Source organism: Gilliamella sp. Nev5-1 (assembly GCF_001690895.1).
In the GTDB taxonomy this organism is placed as follows: Bacteria; Pseudomonadota; Gammaproteobacteria; order Enterobacterales; family Orbaceae; genus Gilliamella; species Gilliamella apicola_C.
Genome location: NZ_LZHO01000070.1, coordinates 102,330 through 121,459, shown reverse-complemented (window position 1 = coordinate 121,459; position 19,130 = coordinate 102,330). Strand labels below are relative to the sequence as shown.

The following is a 19,130-nucleotide window of genomic DNA, read 5'->3' as shown; positions in this document are numbered from 1 at the left end:
GATAATAAGATATTAGATTTTCTTAAACAGCACTGAACCATTAGTTCCACCGAAACCAAAAGAATTACAAAGTGCGTATTCTAAGTTTTTAACTTGACGAGCAGTATGTGGAACATAATCAAGATCGCAACCATCATCAGGATTATCTAAATTAATTGTTGGTGGCACGGCTTGATCACTCAATGCAAGTACAGTAAAAATTGACTCAACTGCACCCGCAGCACCCAATAAATGCCCTATCATTGATTTAGTTGAACTAACCATAACTTTGTTGGCATTTGCTTTAAATATGCTTTTTACAGCTTGAGTTTCAGCTTTATCACCAGCGGGCGTCGAAGTGCCATGAGCATTGATATAACCAACTTGCTCAGGGTTAATGCCCGCATCACGAAGTGCACATTTCATTGCTAAAGCTGCACCACTGCCATCCGCGGGAGGAGAAGTCATATGATAAGCATCACCACTCATACCAAAACCAACAACTTCAGCATAAATTTTAGCACCACGTTTTTTGGCATGCTCATATTCTTCTAAGAACATAATCCCTGCACCATCTCCTAGCACAAAGCCATCACGATCTTTATCCCAAGGGCGACTTGCTGCTTTAGGATTATCATTGTTAGTTGATAAGGCACGAGCAGCCCCAAAACCACCAATACCAAGTGGCGTACTAGCTTTCTCTCCACCACCTGCTAACATAGCATCTGCATCACCATAGGCAATCATACGTGCTGCATGACCAATATTATGCACACCAGAAGAACATGCTGTGGCAATAGTAATACTGGGTCCTTTTAATCCATAAATAATGGATAAATGACCAGCAATCATATTAACAATTGTTGATGGAACAAAAAACGGGCTAATCTTACGTGGCCCACCATTGACTAATGCGCTGTGGTTTTCTTCAATTAACCCAAGTCCACCAATACCTGAGCCTATCGCGCAACCAATTCGTTCAGCATTTTCTTCCGTGATCTCAATGCCCGCATCTTGCATTGCTTGCATGCCCGCAGCAATACCGTATTGAATAAAAAAATCCATTTTACGAGCATCTTTGCGTGAAATATTATAATCTTCGCCATTAAAGTTTTTAACCATCGCTGCGAAGCGTGTTGCGAAAGGGGCTGTATCGAAGTGTTCTATGAGTTCAACGCCACTTTGCCCAGCGAGTAAAGCTTGCCAAGTGGATTCAACTGTATTACCTACAGGAGATATCATGCCCATTCCAGTAACAACAACTCTGCGTTTAGACACATTGTCCTCCAGAAAAGGATTGAAATGAAATTTGAATCACTGAAAATTTTATTTTGAGTTTTCTGCCAATCTATACCGCTTTTATTTCATTTAGAATTAAATAAGTAGATGCAAACTAGGCGATCATATGACCGCCTATTATGAAAACTCTGCTAAACCTTATTGATTCGCAGTAATATAATCAATTGCTGATTGAACAGTTGTGATTTTTTCAGCTTCTTCATCAGGAATTTCAGTATCAAATTCTTCTTCTAAAGCCATAACTAATTCAACTGTATCAAGAGAGTCAGCGCCAAGATCTTCGATGAAAGAAGATTCATTTTTAACTTCTTCCTCTTTTACACCAAGTTGCTCAACAATAATTTTCTTAACTCGCTCTTCAATAGTGCTCATACTCTTTTTTTTCCTATAAAAATCGCCGAAAGTGGCGGTGAATGTAAGTTTATAAAATGTTGAAAAAGATGCCAATCATTTTTCAACCCAATTGCTTATTTTTCATACAAAACTTCAATGTATTGACTCATTTTACACTATTCTAGGCAATTACACCATATACATACCACCATTGACATGTAAAGTTTCGCCAGTAATGTAAGATGCTTCATCTGAGACCAAAAATGCTACAGCATTTGCAATTTCAGTTGGCTCACCTAAACGCCCTGCAGGTACTTGTGCCAATGTTAAAGCTTTTTGCTCATCAGTTAATGCTTTTGTCATGTCTGTTGCAATAAAGCCAGGTGCAACTACATTAACAGTTATACCGCGCGATGCAACTTCACGCGCTAATGATTTACTAAAACCAATTAAACCAGCTTTTGCTGCAGCATAGTTAGCTTGACCAGCATTACCCATTGTGCCCACTACTGAGCCAATAGTGACAATTCTGCCATAACGCTTTTTCATCATTGTGCGCAATAATGCTTTAGATAACCGAAAAACAGACGTTAAATTTGTATTTAAAATATCTTGCCATTCATCTTCTTTCATTCGCATTAATAAATTATCACGAGTAATACCAGCGTTATTAACTAGAATATCAATATCACCAAATTCAGTTTTAATTGCGGCAATAACAGATTCAATTGATGTCTCATCGGTCACATTTAAAATAAAACCTTTCCCATGTGAACCTAAATATTGGCTAATGGCATCAGCACCTTTTTCTGTTGTCGCTGTACCAATAACGGTTGCGCCACAAGCAACTAGTTTTTCCGCAATCGCTTTACCAATCCCACGGCTTGCACCAGTTACTAACGCAATTTTTCCTGATAAGTTCATAACAACCCCTTTTTTTATTTTTTATCTAGTATTTTCTAATGCAGCATCTAATGAAGCTTTATCATTAACAGCACAACCAGACAAGGTATCAACAATACGTTTAGTTAGTCCTGTTAACACTTTACCAGGACCAACTTCAACTAAAAGCGTTACACCTTGTTTCGCCATTTCTTCAACAGTTTCAGTCCAACGAACAGGGCTGTAAAGCTGAGCAATTAGTGCAGCTTTGATTTTTTCAGCTGATGTTTCAATTTTAACATTAGTATTATTGATAACTGCAAAATTTGGCGTACTAAATTCTATATCGTTTAATGTATTGGCTAATTTATCTGCTGCAGGTTTCATTAACGCACAATGAGATGGCACGCTAACAGCAAGTGGTAGAGCTCGCTTTGCACCAGCCTCTTTACACAATGCAGCAGCCCGTTCAACGGCTTCTTTATGCCCAGCGATAACAACTTGACCTGGGGAGTTAAAATTTACTGGAGCAACAATTTGACCTTCAGCGGCTTGTTCACATGCTTTGCTAATAGATTCATTATCTAATCCAATAATAGCATACATTGCACCTGTGCCACTTGGCACAGCGTCTTGCATTAATTTACCTCGTAATTCAACTAATTTTATGGCATCTTTGAAGTCAATAACACCAGCACAGACTAATGCTGAATATTCTCCTAAACTATGACCAGCCATAAAAGCAGGTTGAGCACCACTGACACTTTGCCATACTCTAAATATTGCAACAGAAGCAGCAAGTAGCGCTGGTTGTGTTTGCCATGTTTTATTTAATTTTTCTACAGGGCCTTCTTGTACCAGCTTCCATAAATCATAACCGAGTACTTCAGAAGCTTCATCAAATGTTGATTTCACAATTGAATAATTATCAGCAAGTTCTTTTAACATACCGACAGCTTGTGAACCTTGTCCTGGAAATACCATTGCAAATTTGGTCATTATTAAATCCTTGATTATAAAAACAAACTAAAATCTAACTAGTGCTGATCCCCAAACAAATCCACCACCAAACGCTTCTAACAAAATTAAGTGACCTCGTTGAATTCGTCCATCTCGCACACCAGCATCTAAAGCGCAAGGCACAGAGGCAGCTGAGGTGTTACCCTGCTTATCTAATGTAACAATAACTTTACTCATGTCCAAATCTAGTCGTTTAGCAGTCGCAGAAATAATTCTCAAATTTGCTTGATGTGGCACAAGCCAATCCAAATCGGCTTTGTTAAACGCATTCTCAACCAAAAGTTCATCAACCAAATTTGAAAGCTCTTTAACTGCAACTTTAAATACTTCATTACCATGCATAGTCATATAGACTGGATCGTCTATATTACGACGATCAACATATGGGTACTTTAATAAATTGCCATAACGACCATCAGCATGGAGGTGTGAAGCGACAATACCAGGCTCTTCTGATGCGCCCACAACAACTGCTCCTGCACCATCACCAAAAATAATAATGGTTCCACGGTCATTTGGATCCACGCCACGTGTTAACATATCTGAACCAACGACTAAAGCGTATTTAATAGCACCGCTTTTAATATATTTATCTGCAATATCGAGTGCATAAATAAATCCAGAACAAGCTGCAGATACATCAAACGCAACAACATCACCAATGTCTAATTTGGCCTGTAATTCTGTTGCAGAACTTGGAAATGCATTGACCGAGGTTGCCGTTGCAAAAATAATCATACCGATTTCTTCTTTATCAATATTGGCCATTTCAATTGCATTCATTGCGGCTTCATAAGCCATGCTCGTTACCGTTTCATTTGGTTCTGCAATACGTCTTTCTTTAATACCAGTACGCGTTGTGATCCATTCATCACTAGTATCGACCATTTTTTCAAGATCTGCATTAGTTCTTATCTGTTTTGGAAGATAACTCCCAGTTCCTAATATCTTTGTATACATCTAATTATTCGCTCTTGGGTAGTGCGGAAGAAAGACTCATTGCAATCTTCTCTGGTATATTTGTTTGTATAGCCAAAATAGCTTGTTCTATTGCTGCATAAAATGATTTTTGATTGGCACTACCGTGACTTTTAATCACAATACTTCGAAGTCCAAGCAAGCAAGCTCCATTATATCTTCCAGGATCTAAATAACCAAAATTTTTCGCGATCTTTCTTTGTAGCCATTTACTTAATAATTTCATTAATAATGAATGATGAGATAGGGATAATTTAAACGAAGACATAAAAATTTTTATTAAACCTTCAACTGTTTTTAACGTTACATTACCCACAAAACCATCACAAACAAGTACATCTGTTTTACCTGTTAAAAGTTCGTTACCTTCTAAATAGCCAATATAATTCATTTGGTTATTTGATTTTAAAATAGAAGACGCTAAACGAATCTTATCCAAACCTTTACTATCTTCTTCACCAATATTAAGTAACGCGACACGGGGATGGTCAATCTTAAGTACTGTTTTAGCTAAAATTTCGCCCATTATCGCAAACTGCACTAACATATTGCTATCGCACTCTGCATTAGCGCCTAAATCCAATACTACGGTATTTTGATTATTTAATGCAGGAACTGTGGCAACAAGTGCTGGGCGATCTATACCAGTTAATGAACGTAATAATAGTTTTGACAATCCCATTAACGCGCCAGTATTACCCGCACTTACACATGCTTGAGCTTTATTCTCTTTAACTAGTTCAAGCGCCATTCTCATAGAGGAGCCTTGACTATGACGAATTGCATAAGAAGGCCTCATATCATTGGCAATAACTGTGGTCGACTCCGTTAATATTAACCGACCTTCTTGTTGATATTGAGTAATTAATTTTGCTTTTTCTTTAGGTAAAAAAAGATTGATTTCTGTTGAGCATCCCACCAGAAAGATAGATAGATTTTGATAACAATTCAGTGCGTGTATTGCAGCAGGAACAACAACACGAGGACCGAAGTCCCCGCTCATAGCATCTAACGCAATGGTTAGATTATCCAAAATGTCACCTGAGAATTTCTAAATAATTACTTAGTAATTATTTAGAAATCACTTTACGACCACGATAATAACCATCAGCGGTTACGTGATGACGTAAATGTGTTTTACCTGATTCATCAACTGAGATATTAGCAACAGTTAATGCATCATGAGAACGACGCATACCACGTTTTGCACGAGTTTTACGATTCTGTTGAACAGCCATGGATTTACCCCTTATTCTTTAAACTAACTAAAATTGCAAATGGATTTGTTTTTTCATTCTCAGTTGGAATTTCACCAAATACCATATCTGCCTCTGACACTTCGCAGTGTTTACTATCATGTACCGGCGCAATCGGTAGCGAGAGAATAATTTCGTCCTCAAGTAACGTTAATATATCTACTTCGCCAAACTCGTTCATCAGAACGGGCTCATAATGTTCCGGTAGTGCCTCTGCTTGAGCATCGCTCTTAACAGGGCTAAATTTATTCATCACATGAACTTCAGTGACAAAAGGTTCAAAACAACGTTGACAAGTTTGTTCTAACGTCATTTTTGTATCAATAGCGATAACACAAAGCTTTTGTTCATCATAATGAAAAGATAAACTACAGGCGATATCACTTTTTGGATTTTCAACCCTCTTTATCGCTTGAAGTGGATAATATCCAGTATAATCAAGTCGTTTTTGTGCTGCTTTAATCGGGTCAATAGTTAATGGTAATCTATTTTGCATAAGATATGCATACTACCTTAAAAATTTATTTAGCGTAGCTAAAAACTACACAATGCCATAAGGCGCGCATATTACCTTTAAATCATGATTTCGTCAATGGGCATAAGCAAGATAATTTGTTTTAGCTATTGATTATTACCTTAATATTTATTCTGAATATTTTTTTATTTTTAGAAAATTTTTGCTAAAAACACGATTTAAGACAAAAACAATAAATAAACTAATCAGACATTATATTATGACAATCGACCAAAGCTATCTTTGACAATTGCACGAAAATCATTAAACGTTTTGCTATCTAATAAACGCTTAGTAGATTTTTCTTTGACAAAGTTAACAAATAAATTATAAATACGCATTGCATCTTCATATTCATTTTTACTAATTGCCAATAAAAAAATAACATAGGCAACTTGATTTTTATCCCACACGATCCCCTGTGGAGCCAATATGGTAGTTACTATCGTCTTTTTAGCCAGCAACCCAACAGAGTGAGGAATAGCAATATTTTCACCCAATAGCGTAGAAACAATTGCCTCTCGCTCAATAACAGAAGGGTAAAAATCAACATCAACATACCCCATTTGTTCAAGTTTTTTGCAAACTTTGTTAAAAAGTTCCTTTTGGGTCATGGGTTGGTCAATAATTAGAAAAAATTTTTCACTAAAAAAACGCTCAATAATATAAGGCATCTTTCTATCTATCATTGCCAATCGACCCAATTGTTCAAGCTGATAAGATGTAGGAAATGGTGCAATTTTAACTATTTGTTTATTTTTTTCTGTTAAACGAACAGTTGAAACAATAAAATCTTCTTCAATATTGGAAAGCTGTTCATACTCTCGATAAGAAAGTGTGCGATTTATTTTAATATGGGGAAAATCCCTTTTAATTTTTGCCTCAATCATACGCAAAGCTGCGTTACCAAGCTCGCTAACAAGTAAAATTTGCGCACATCTTTCATGTCCAGCGCTATAATTACGCTCTAATGCCACACCGATATGTACCGCTAAGTAGCTAATTTCATCCTCTGTCATTTTTGCTCCAGTATACTTTTCGGTATTAGCAAGAGCAGATAGCGTAATATCATAAGCAAAAGGATAATACTTTTTTATTTCATGTAATAAAGGGTTAGTTGTACGAATTTGATATTTAATCCTCGATAACATTGATGAAATATGAATTAATATATCTTGATTTAATTTCTTATCTTCTAATAAATTATAATGATAAGTATCATTAATATAAGATAATATATGTTTAACCATTGCTAAGCTTTGTGCCTGATTTGGCGATTCCATAATCGTTCTAGAAACAACCTGAGCACATAAATAATTAAATTCCGCATCGGAAAGCACACTGCCTAGGAAATAGGAAACATCTTCAGAGATTTGAGTCACTGCGCTGATAACAGTAGTATTAATTTGATCTACATCATATTCAAGTAACTCATACCCTTGAGTAATTCGAGTAATTGAAACCGCACAGCTATAAAGTAGATATCCTTGCCCTTCAGCATTTAATTTTAGCTCAAAACGTTCAAGTTGATTTTGAAGAATTTTTTCAAGATACTCTAAATCGATATCATTTAAAACTGTTTTACGTAGTCTATTAACCGTAATGAAATCTTCAGCCATATGCCGTTGCCATAAAATATCGGTTAAACAGGTACGAATTGATAACTCATCACCAACTAATCGCATACCATAATAAGGACGATTTTCGATTAATAAATTGTATTTATCTAAATATTGTTTAACCTCAATAACATCATTTTGCAGCGTGCTACGGCTTAAAAACCATTTCCCAGCAATATCATCTAATTTTACTGAATTGGATTGCGTTAAAAAAGCAATCAATAAAGCCGAAACTCTTTCTCTACTTGTTCGGGGGATGCGCTCAATTGCCTGAGTGATAGGCAATGTTGCATAAAGAATGGGATCGGTTACCACAAGTTGATATCCAATATTTTTGGTATAATCAACTTGTGCTCCATAATCGCTTAAAATACCATTAAGTGCTGAAATATCAGTGCGAATAGTGCGAGTAGAAACCGAAAAACGATTCGCTAACTCTTGTTGTGGCAGCGTTTCATTTTTTATGGTATCAAATAAATACGCTAATCGCTGAGAAGAGAATAGCACTTTAGATGACATTATTTATCCTACAAGCTTTTGTGTGATAGCTAAAAGTTGTTTGACATCATTAGTCCGTGTTACGCCTGTTGCTTCATCAATAATAGAACTATAGATGTGTGGGATAATTTTCTTCACACCTGCATCTAAGGCGATTTTTAAAATTGTTTCATAATTATCTAGATCAATGCTACCAGTTGGTTCAAGATAGAAATCATGTTCAGCGCAACATTTAGCTACATACGCAAATTCATCTTTATGTTTTAGCCCACCCATAGGAAAGTATTTTATTGAGCTACCACCCATGTCTTTTAATAAAGCAATAGCCGTTTCAACAGGAACAATTGCAGCTGGAGATTTTGAGCTTAGCGGACCTGTTGCAATATTGACTAAGCCAACTTTTCCCGTTGGCGAAACTAACCCATTAATGATAGATTCTTTTTGCCCTAACAAAGTTCGACTGGTTGCAACCCCTGTAAACACTTGGTTAATATGTTGTGGTTGGAGTATAGCTGATATTTCAGAAACCATCATTGACTGATTAGGATCACCAGCACCAAGTCCTATTGAAATAGCATTATCAATGGCTACTGCATACTTTTTCATATCAGCAATTGCTGCTTCATTATTGGCGTAATTTTTAGATAAAATGCCAACAACAACATAAGTTTGTGCTGCCTCATAAATCGCCTTCGCATTATCAATTGAATTCGCTAATACATTTAAACAAACACGATCATTATAATAATTTGGAGTCAGTTGCATTATTGTGCTCCTTGAGTAATATTTTTAATTTTTTGGTAAATAATGTCGAGTTGTGTTGATGTCACACTACGCACATCAGCATCAACTTTGCCTTCATTGGCTTTATATTCTCTAAAATACACTGCAATCTCACCTTGTTTCATCAGTTCAATTATCTCGACTGCGGTTTTACCTATTACACTTGCATCAAATGCTATTTCGGCTCGTGCAATATCACGCCCAGCTCCATCCCAAACCACTTTAGCCGATATACCTTTAAGTGTATTTAGACTTTCAATAAATGGGGTCATCTTAGCGACCATCTGTTGTCCTGTTTCTGATTGTGGATCGGTAACATAAAGCTCAATAGCTTTTGTTAATCCTAAAATACCTTCTTTGCCTATCTTCATTGGCCGCCCAATACCTTGTGACTGTAATTTTAACCATTCCACCGCTTGATGACGCCCAATGACTAAACCACTGGTCGGCCCTTCAATTGCTTTAGCGCCACTGTAAATCACTAAATCAGCCCCTTGTTGATAATAAGTTTGTAAATCTTCTTCCGCCGCTGCATCAACAATCAATGGGATATCATATTTTCTAGCAATAGCAGCTGTTTGCGCGACCGACAACATGCTTTTTTGTACACAATGATGTGATTTAACATATAAAATCGCAACAGTATCTGGATTAATTAGTGATTCGATATGTTCAGGTTTACACTCATTTGCATAGCCTGCTTCAACCATAATCCCACCACCTAAAGAAACCATTGTCCCAATTGGTGCACCAAAATTAATATTATGGCCTTTAGGGACAATAATTTCACGAGGAACATATTTATCAGATGAATGCAAATTAAATAATAAGTCACGATCATCTTTGGTAATCAAGCCCGCAACCGCTTGAACAATACCAGCGGAAGCGCACGATACTACCACGGCATTTTCAACATTGAGCAATTGCGCAATATATTGGCCTGTTTTATCCACTAAATCCTTAATTTCAAAATATTCATTTAGCCCACATGATACCGTATCAATCACTTCAGATCTTGGAGTTGATACACCTAAAATGGTCATTCTTCCTGACGCATTAATTACCTTTTTTAAGTGATATTTATTATAAATATCTTTTTTAGTTGGAGATTCTGAGCTCATTTTTACTACCTTCCTCTGTTAGTTCAATGCGTATCAAATGCTTTCCCGTATCAGCGACAATAGATGCTAAAGGAACAAACTGTTCATCACTTTGCCTAACTTCGCCTTCAGAATCTAATAATGAAATAGTTTGCCGTTTAATATCAAAAATGGTCAAATCTGCATCATAACCAACCGATAAAACACCTTTATTTTTAATATGCAAAATTTGAGCCACATTTTGTGTCACACTATCAATAATTCTTTTTCGGCTATAACCAAGACAAATAAACTTCGTCATCACATTAGCCAAGCTAAAAACTGGACCATGTAGACGGTTTTTAGAGTAAATATCAGAGCTAATCGTATTGGGGTAAATACCCAAGCATTTAGCACGTTCTGCTACTGAAAAACTAAAACTTTCACCACCATGGCCGATATCTAATATCACTCCACGTTCGATTGCTCTTTTGATTGAACCACGCAATTGATTTTGTTCATCAAAAATTTGATTGGGCTTACCATTAAAACAATGTGTAATAATGTCACCTTTAGTTAATAAATCGGCAATTTCATCAAGCTCAGGGGGATTATTACCAACATGAATCATTAGGGGCAAACCGCTCTTTTTTTGCATTTCTTTGGCTTTAACTAATGGTAAAATGCCATTTCTACCCACGACACTACCACTCATTCGCACTTTGATGCCAATAATAAAATTAGGATATTTAGCTAATACTTCATCAAATAACGGCGCGTCAATATCCTGCATATCGGCGAGCTCACTTTGTCTTAATAAGCCAATTTTAGAAATATTTAAAAAAGAGTAAACATGTGTACTTGCTTGCTGAGCTAATTGATAAAACTCATCAACATCAATAGCACCAACGCTACCAGCATCAATAACAGCGGTGACACCCGTCTTTACACCAATCAAATCTGACTCATCATGATAGAGGGGGGATCGCGCAAAACAATGCGTGTGTGAATCAATCCACCCAGCACTAATATAATGTTTATTTTTTAGATCCAGTACACGTTTAGATTGCCCTATAATAGAACTAGCCATCGCAACTATCTTACCATTAACAATAGCAATATCGGTTACTGACTCATCAATCTGTTTGGCATTTTTGATAATTAAATCATACATAATTTTTCACTCTTCTCTACAATTGAATAAATTATAGAGAGTAATTAATATTATAGGATTGGGAATACACCGCCAAAAATCATTGCGCCTAAAATAGCCCCACCGGTGATCGGTTTTTTCCATACATAAAAAAGCAGTGCTCCCAATAAAGAACCAATACCAATAGGGATGGAAGCGACCATAGCAGATAAAATAATCATTGGGCCAAGAAAACGCCCAGAAGCATTGCCCGCACCCATCATAACATCGGCACCAAATGTTGAACCAGAACCACCATTAACCGTAAATTTACGGATCAGAATAATAATTAAACCCGTTAGGATCCCCAAAACCAACCCCGTTATTAATGCAACAAAGAAATTTTCAACAGGTAATGTATAGCCTCCCGCTAGCAATAATGCAGGTATACCAAGCCCAATACCGGTTTGCAATGCGCCACCGATATCCAATATACCCACTAATGAGCCTTCAATAACTCGAGCAAATAAAAAGCTAGCCCCAAAAGCCGCAACTGCACCATAATCCCCCGTAGTCATTCCTGATTTAAGCATGGCAACGAAAGCAATTTCGTTAAAGGCACCAATACCATATACATAGAAAGTATGCGTTCCAGCAAAAATACCAGCAGACAATAATCCACAGATAATAGGGAATGACCAATCAGCATACCAAAAACTTTTATTGATCGTTGTTTGTGTGTTCATAACATGTTCCCTGTATTATTTAAACCAATAAGATAAACCGTCTCTAAATGAATTTATCATCTTCATATCAAAACCACGAAAATACCCACTCATAACAAATAGAATAATGACAGACACCAGCATGATTTTCATCACACGATTCCAGCCACTATCATCAACACCTTTCCCAATCAATATCCCTAATACCAGCCCAGGTACAGCATTCCCCATAATTAACTGCGCAAGCCCTCCAAACAATGTGCCCCAAAAACCACTACGGCGCCCAGCATCTAATGCGGCTAACCAGAAAATAACTGGCATAACAGTTGCAACTAGCAAGTTTGCAGCAGGAACCAGAACTTTAGTTGCGGTAATTTTTAGCGAATCTGGAATCACTGAAGTTGTCGTATTTAAAAACAACACAACAACCATACCAACAAATGCGCATGCAAAAGCCATTTTTTTAGGATCGTGTAAGGTTTCGTCAAGATTACGATTTTTTATCATCAATAAAGAAGCGCCCCAATTGGGAATGATTCTATGATCGACATCTTGAGTAAAAGAGCCTGCTGCAACTGATGATGCCCATGCATTAAAAAAGAATCCTAAACCAAATGAAAAGTGCGCCGTAGGATCGCCTTCGCATGAGTTAAGCTCCCCCAATGTACGAAATGCCCCCATGCCTTGATACGTTGGCGCATGGAACATTCGAGCAGCCCCAACGCCAACCCCAAAACCACAAAGTCCACCGATAATAATAGACTTAAATGCAATAATTAAAATTTCCATAACTTTCCTTTTACGTTATGTTATTTAGAAGTAAATTCAATATCATTTAAATCAATAAAAGTTACATTAACAGATACATCAAGGGTGATTTCATAAAATGTCTTTTTTCTTGGTAAAAAAATAAATAAAAAACGTTCCATTACTATCTTTTCTATTGCTGATACCACTTGAATATCAATCGGCTCTATACGCAACAGAATGTTATTAGTATTTTTCAATACTTCTTTCTGAACCTGACTTAAGGCATTAGAAAATGTTCGTTGCTTAGAATCACAATGACCTTTTACTCTCACAAGTATCTGTTCTTGTTTTTTCATATTCATTTTTCGATTATGAACGTGGGTATTTTTTCAGAAATGCTTTTGCAATACGCAGTCCTAATTCTTCCGTATCCATAAACCCAAAACCAAGGACTTTACACCCTTCATTGATAGCCGTTTCACCTTCTTCAATTGAACGCATACCATGACGCTGTGGGTAACCATATTTATTTTGTGCCGTAATAGCACCTGCCCCACCACTACCACAGAAAGAAAGCCCTAAATCGGCATTTTCCTTATTCATTACATCACCTAATTTCATATCTGCAGCCATGCCAGGAATAACAATTGCACGGCAACCTGCTACTGAATCAATTCCCGTGGCAATTTTTTGCCCTTTTCCCATTCTATCGCCGATAACAATGACCACCTCAGCCATAACATTTCTCCTATTAATTATTGTTTTTTAGTTGTCTAGTAATTGTTTAATTTGCTTTAGCAACTTCATAATGAACTGCCAATAAATACGCTTCTTCTATTGGTAAATTATCAAATAACGCTACCGTCTTTCGTGCCAGCTCTAACGATTCTTCTGAAAGTTCATCAAATAATGCAGGATCGATTTCAGGTAGTTTTTCTAATGTTTTAGCCCTTTCAACCATCGCTTTTACATGTGAAAATAACATCGCTTTTTGAACATCATTTTGTATAATTTGGTGCTTTGCTAACCAACTGTTGATAATGTTAATGGTTTGTTGGGTAACTAGCTCTGGTTCAAGATTGTCTTCAAACATTCTAAATTTGATTTGGGTCATAGCTAATACATTTCTCTTATTGTTATTTTAGATTGGACGGTTTAAGCGTAAAACAAACGTGTTTGAATGTGGATAGAGAGTTTTTCCTTCAGAAAGAGGAAATTTGTTACCAAGTTAGTTAAACACAATAATCAAAAGGGATTGCTATTTTATATGGTGGATCATTTGCGAATCTTGATATTCAATTTTGTGAACTAGATCATAAAAAATATAATAAGATTTGTTTTTTAGACACTGAAGAAAGGTAAATCTGAAATTTCATAACGCAAGCAAGTTGAAACCTTACTTGCTTAAAAATAAAAATTCAATAAAATTAATTACTTTTCTGAATAATTTTTAGTCTATTATTACACTGTTTTAATGTGTAACGTTCTGTGTAAAATAGCATTATCTGTAGCTAGAATGTTGGCTTGCAACGCCTGTAGAATGAAAATAATGACAACTATAAAAAACAGATTCCACCATTATTTGTCATTGCTCATAAAGCTTTCTGCTTATCATAAGACTCTATCGTTATTATTACTGGCGACCATAACTGTTTTTTGGTTTATAAAATAACTTCAAAACATTCTAGTTGTGCTGAGTCGAAATAAATATCTTTATTATTTGGTCTATTATCTATGTTACGGTGTGTATGCTTGAAATGTGGTGAGTTTACCCAAGCATCAAAATCATCTTTTGAATCCCACTCAACAAATGAAGAAAATAACGTGTAATCTTCTTCTGTTTTTCCTTGTAAAAAGTAAAAACGATTAAAACCTTTCATTTCTTTCAAATGGCTATCGCGGTTGCGCCATATTTCAATAAAAGCATCTTCACTACCTCGTTTAATTTTAAAACGGTTCATTACAATATACATCCTTATCTCCTTTTACATTTCTAAATTAAACATCATATAAAAAAATAGCACGCCATGCGTGCTATTTGTAAATTGAGTTAAAAAAATTATTGATTCTCTTCGGCAGAATTTAACAATTCAGCTAAGTTAGCTGTTGCTTCTTCTGCTGAAATGGTTGCTGGAACCTCATCGACTGATGGCATTGCGCGTTTACGTAAACGTTCTTTATGGTAAGCATAACCAGTACCTGCTGGAATTAATCGACCAACAATAACGTTTTCTTTTAAGCCACGCAGTTCATCATTCTTACCTGCCACCGCAGCTTCAGTTAATACACGAGTCGTTTCTTGGAACGAAGCAGCAGAAATAAACGATTCAGTCGTCAATGATGCTTTAGTAATACCAAGCAAGTCATGCAAGTAAACAATCGGCTCTTTGCCTTGTGCTTCAAGTTCACGATTAATAATCTTCAAGCGAGAAACTTCAAGCTGTTCACCTTCAAGCAGACGAGAACCACCTGGGTGAATAACTGTTGCCTTACGTAACATTTGTCGTACGATAACTTCAATATGTTTATCATTGATTTTTACACCTTGCAGACGATAAACTTCTTGAACTTCGTTAACAATATAACGTGTCACCGCATTAACACCACGTAAACGCAGAATATCATGCGCTGATTCAGGACCATCCGAAATCACATCACCACGCCCAACTTGTTCACCTTCAAACACGTTAAGTTGACGCCATTTTGGAATCATCTCTTCGTATGGTTCACTACCATCCAATGGCGTGATAATTAAGCGACGTTTACCTTTTGTTTCTTTACCAAATGAAATAATACCATCAATTTCAGCCAAGATAGCAGACTCTTTTGGTTTACGTGCTTCAAATAAATCAGCAACGCGTGGTAAACCACCGGTAATATCTTTGGTACCAACAGATGCTTGAGGAATACGAGCAAGCGTGTCACCAATATTAATTTCAGCACCATCTTCCAACTGGACTAATGCTTTACCTGGTAAGAAATATTGAGCAAGCATTTCTGTACCAGCCAAATAGATATCATCACCTTTAGCATCAACAATTTTAATTGCTGGGCGCAGATCTTTACCTACACCAGTACGTTCAGCTACATCTAATATCGCAATAGATGATAAACCTGTTAATTCGTCAGTTTGACGAGTAATAGTTTGACCATCAATCATATCCACAAAACGAATATACCCTTTAGTCTCAGAGATAACAGGCATTGTATGTGGATCCCAGTTAGCAACAGTTTCACCTGCGTCAACTGCCTCGCCATTACCTTTGCTTAAAATCGAACCATAAGGAACTTTATAAGTTTCTTTCATTCGACCTAAATCATCAATAATGGTTAGCTCGGCATTACGCGAAGTAATAACCAATTTCTTGTCTGGGTTAGTTACAAATTTAGCATTAGTTAATTTAATACTACCTTTGTTTTTAACTTGGACACTTGATTCCGCTGCTGCTCGCGATGCCGCACCACCGATATGGAACGTACGCATGGTTAACTGTGTACCTGGCTCACCGATTGATTGTGCAGCAATAACACCGATTGCTTCACCTTTATTGACCAAGTGACCACGGGCTAAATCACGACCATAGCATTTTGCACAAACACCAAAGTCAGTATCACACGAAACAACAGAACGGACTTTAACACTATCTACAGATTCAGCTTCAAGTAAGTCACATTTACTTTCATCAAGTAACGTGTTGCGCGGAATTAAGATATCTGCACCGCCTGGTTTTAACACATCTTCAGCAGTAACACGACCTAAAACACGTTCACGAAGTGGTTCTTTAACATCGCCACCTTCGATAACTGGCGTCATCACCACACCTTCTAAAGTGCCACAGTCATCTTGGATAACCACTAAATCTTGTGCAACATCAACTAAACGGCGCGTTAAATAACCTGAGTTCGCTGTTTTTAATGCGGTATCGGCAAGACCTTTACGCGCACCATGGGTCGAAATAAAGTACTGAAGTACGTTTAATCCTTCACGGAAATTTGCTGTAATTGGTGTTTCAATAATTGAGCCATCTGGTTTTGCCATCAAACCACGCATACCAGCAAGCTGACGAATCTGTGCAGCAGAACCACGCGCACCAGAGTCGGCCATCATATAAATACTATTGAAAGAAGACTGAACTTCTTCTTCACCTTTACAGTTAATCACTTTTTCAGTTGATAAGTTATCCATCATGGCTTTAGCAACGCGTTCATTGGCTGCTGCCCAAATATCAATAACTTTGTTATAACGTTCACCTGCCGTTACTAAACCTGATTGGAACTGTTCTTGAATCTCAGCAACTTCAATTTCAGCCTCATTGATGATTTGCGATTTCTTCGCTGGAATTTCCATATCATCAATACCAACCGATACACCAGAACGCGCAGCGTAGGCAAACCCTGTGTACATAATTTGGTCAGCTAAAATAACTGTATCTTTCATGCCTAATTGGCGATAACAGATATTTAAAATTTTAGAGATTGCTTTTTTACCAAGTGGTTGATTAATAACAGAGAAGCTCATTCCTTTTGGCATAATTAACCATAAGATCGCACGACCAACAGTTGTATCAACAACCGAAGTGGTATCTTCCCACTCACCCACACTATTATGTTGGCTTTCAGTAATACGAACTTTAACTTTAGCGTGCAATTCAACTAAACCTAAACGATATAGTTTTTCAGCTTCTTTAGGCCCTGTTAAAATCATCCCTTCGCCTTTAGCATTGACTTTATCACGAGTCATATAGTAAAGACCTAAAACCACATCCTGAGAAGGAACAATAATAGGCTCACCACTTGCTGGCGAAAGAATATTGTTAGTTGACATCATTAACGCACGAGCTTCTAATTGTGCTTCTAATGTTAATGGAACGTGAACCGCCATTTGGTCACCATCGAAGTCCGCATTAAATGCTGCACAGACTAATGGATGTAATTGAATCGCTTTACCTTCAATTAGAATCGGTTCAAATGCTTGAATACCTAATCTATGTAATGTAGGTGCACGGTTTAGTAATACTGGGTGTTCTCGGATAACTTCATCTAAAATATCCCAAACAACCGCATCTTCACGTTCAACCATTTTTTTCGCTGCTTTAATGGTTGTTGCATAACCGCGACGCTCTAATTTTCCGTAAATAAATGGTTTGAATAATTCAAGTGCCATTTTTTTCGGTAAGCCACATTGATGCAAATGTAAGTAAGGACCTACAGTAATAACCGAACGACCAGAATAGTCAACACGCTTACCTAACAAGTTTTGACGGAAACGACCTTGCTTACCTTTAATCATATCAGCAAGAGACTTCAGTGGACGTTTATTTGAACCAGTAATAGCACGACCACGACGACCATTATCTAATAATGCGTCGACTGATTCTTGTAACATCCGTTTTTCGTTACGGACAATGATATCTGGTGCGGCTAAATCTAATAAGCGTTTTAAACGATTATTACGGTTAATAACTCGACGGTAAAGATCATTTAAATCTGACGTTGCAAAACGTCCACCGTCAAGTGGTACCAATGGACGCAAATCTGGTGGTAACACTGGTAATACGTTTAGAATCATCCATTCAGGTTTATTTTCTGATTGAATAAATGCTTCAATAATTTTAATACGTTTCGTCAGTTTTTTACGTTTAGTTTCAGAATTAGTGGTAGCAAGTTCATCACGTAACGCTTCACATTCTGCTTGCACATCAATATTACGTAATAATTCTTGAATCGCTTCTGCACCCATGCGCGCATCAAATTCATCACCGAACTCTTCTAACGCATCTAAATATTGTTCTTCCGTTAAAATTTGCCCACGGTCAAGATTTGTCATGCCACCATCAAGAACCATAAATGATTCAAAATAAAGTACGCGCTCAATATCACGTAGTGGCATATCAAGTAATAAACCGATACGAGATGGTAATGATTTTAAAAACCAAATGTGCGCAGTTGGTGATGCAAGCTCAATATGCCCCATGCGCTCACGGCGCACTTTAGCTTGAGTCACTTCCACACCACATTTTTCACAAATCACACCACGGTGTTTTAAACGTTTATATTTTCCACATAAACATTCATAATCTTTTACTGGTCCAAAAATACGTGCGCAAAACAATCCATCACGTTCTGGTTTGAACGTACGGTAGTTGATTGTTTCAGGCTTTTTAACTTCACCAAAAGACCATGAGCGAATCATATCAGGAGAGGCAAGGCCTATCTTAATAGCATCAAAATCTTCTGTTTTTGTTTGTGCTTTTAGAAACTTTAGTAAGTCTTTCACAATTGA

At 36.9% G+C, this 19,130-nt stretch carries 19 protein-coding genes; all 19 read right to left on the bottom strand.

All coding sequences use genetic code 11. The annotated features are described in order from the left end of the window. Nucleotides 1-12 precede the first annotated feature (12 nt). The 19 genes from fabF to rpoC all read right to left on the bottom strand — a co-directional run bounded on the left by fabF (nt 13) and on the right by rpoC (nt 19,124). Complete coding sequence (gene fabF, locus A9G41_RS09565; protein WP_065579895.1) at nt 13-1,257, bottom strand: beta-ketoacyl-ACP synthase II; 1,245 nt, start codon at nt 1,255-1,257, stop codon at nt 13-15. Nucleotides 1,258-1,416: 159 nt separating this feature from the next. Then, nucleotides 1,417-1,650 carry an acyl carrier protein gene (gene acpP / locus A9G41_RS09560; RefSeq protein WP_034910452.1) on the bottom strand — a complete coding sequence of 78 codons (234 nt, stop codon included), beginning with the start codon at nt 1,648-1,650 and terminating at the stop codon, nt 1,417-1,419. A gap of 150 nt (nt 1,651-1,800) precedes the next feature. Further along, nucleotides 1,801-2,535, bottom strand: a complete 735-nt coding sequence (gene fabG / locus A9G41_RS09555) for a 3-oxoacyl-ACP reductase FabG (protein ID WP_065583088.1) — start codon at nt 2,533-2,535, stop codon at nt 1,801-1,803. A gap of 21 nt (nt 2,536-2,556) precedes the next feature. Continuing rightward, the gene (fabD, locus tag A9G41_RS09550; RefSeq protein WP_065583087.1) at nt 2,557-3,492 is read right to left on the bottom strand and encodes an ACP S-malonyltransferase; all 936 of its coding nucleotides are present in this window, start codon (nt 3,490-3,492) and stop codon (nt 2,557-2,559) included. 27 nt (nt 3,493-3,519) lie between these two features. After that, nucleotides 3,520-4,473, bottom strand: a complete 954-nt coding sequence (locus A9G41_RS09545; protein WP_065583086.1) for a beta-ketoacyl-ACP synthase III — start codon at nt 4,471-4,473, stop codon at nt 3,520-3,522. A 4-nt stretch (nt 4,474-4,477) separates the two neighbouring features. Then, nucleotides 4,478-5,524 (bottom strand): phosphate acyltransferase PlsX, encoded by a 1,047-nt coding sequence (gene plsX / locus A9G41_RS09540; RefSeq protein ID WP_065583085.1) that lies wholly within the window; start codon nt 5,522-5,524, stop codon nt 4,478-4,480. A 37-nt stretch (nt 5,525-5,561) separates the two neighbouring features. Further along, entirely contained in the window at nt 5,562-5,729 is a 168-nt protein-coding gene (gene rpmF / locus A9G41_RS09535; RefSeq protein WP_025316508.1) for a 50S ribosomal protein L32, read from the bottom strand. A 4-nt stretch (nt 5,730-5,733) separates the two neighbouring features. Continuing rightward, complete coding sequence (gene yceD / locus A9G41_RS09530; protein ID WP_065583084.1) at nt 5,734-6,243, bottom strand: 23S rRNA accumulation protein YceD; 510 nt, start codon at nt 6,241-6,243, stop codon at nt 5,734-5,736. Between the two features lie 236 nt (nt 6,244-6,479). Beyond that, a complete protein-coding gene (locus A9G41_RS09525) occupies nt 6,480-8,399 on the bottom strand; it encodes a BglG family transcription antiterminator (protein ID WP_065583083.1) in 1,920 nt (639 codons plus the stop codon). Nucleotides 8,400-8,402: 3 nt separating this feature from the next. Continuing rightward, on the bottom strand, nt 8,403-9,143 hold the full coding sequence (gene dagF, locus A9G41_RS09520; protein ID WP_065583082.1) for a 2-dehydro-3-deoxy-phosphogluconate aldolase: 741 nt from the start codon (nt 9,141-9,143) through the stop codon (nt 8,403-8,405). Continuing rightward, a complete protein-coding gene (locus A9G41_RS09515; protein ID WP_075539592.1) occupies nt 9,143-10,282 on the bottom strand; it encodes a DgaE family pyridoxal phosphate-dependent ammonia lyase in 1,140 nt (379 codons plus the stop codon). The genes dagF and A9G41_RS09515 overlap by 1 nt, the downstream gene beginning before the upstream one ends. Next, nucleotides 10,260-11,414, bottom strand: a complete 1,155-nt coding sequence (locus A9G41_RS09510; protein WP_075539591.1) for an amidohydrolase/deacetylase family metallohydrolase — start codon at nt 11,412-11,414, stop codon at nt 10,260-10,262. The genes A9G41_RS09515 and A9G41_RS09510 overlap by 23 nt, the downstream gene beginning before the upstream one ends. Before the next feature lie 50 nt (nt 11,415-11,464). After that, nucleotides 11,465-12,118, bottom strand: a complete 654-nt coding sequence (locus A9G41_RS09505; RefSeq protein ID WP_065567433.1) for a DUF4310 family protein — start codon at nt 12,116-12,118, stop codon at nt 11,465-11,467. Between the two features lie 15 nt (nt 12,119-12,133). After that, complete coding sequence (locus A9G41_RS09500; RefSeq protein ID WP_065567432.1) at nt 12,134-12,886, bottom strand: DUF4311 domain-containing protein; 753 nt, start codon at nt 12,884-12,886, stop codon at nt 12,134-12,136. 20 nt (nt 12,887-12,906) lie between these two features. Continuing rightward, entirely contained in the window at nt 12,907-13,203 is a 297-nt protein-coding gene (locus A9G41_RS09495; protein WP_075539595.1) for a DUF4312 family protein, read from the bottom strand. Between the two features lie 13 nt (nt 13,204-13,216). Continuing rightward, nucleotides 13,217-13,585, bottom strand: coding sequence for an SFCGS family glycine-rich protein (locus A9G41_RS09490; protein ID WP_065567431.1), 369 nt, complete (start codon nt 13,583-13,585; stop codon nt 13,217-13,219). Between the two features lie 46 nt (nt 13,586-13,631). Then, complete coding sequence (locus A9G41_RS09485) at nt 13,632-13,961, bottom strand: hypothetical protein (protein WP_075539590.1); 330 nt, start codon at nt 13,959-13,961, stop codon at nt 13,632-13,634. A gap of 547 nt (nt 13,962-14,508) precedes the next feature. Continuing rightward, on the bottom strand, nt 14,509-14,820 hold the full coding sequence (locus A9G41_RS09480) for an antibiotic biosynthesis monooxygenase family protein (protein WP_065583077.1): 312 nt from the start codon (nt 14,818-14,820) through the stop codon (nt 14,509-14,511). An 86-nt stretch (nt 14,821-14,906) separates the two neighbouring features. After that, entirely contained in the window at nt 14,907-19,124 is a 4,218-nt protein-coding gene (gene rpoC, locus A9G41_RS09475; RefSeq protein ID WP_075539589.1) for a DNA-directed RNA polymerase subunit beta', read from the bottom strand. Nucleotides 19,125-19,130 lie beyond the last annotated feature (6 nt).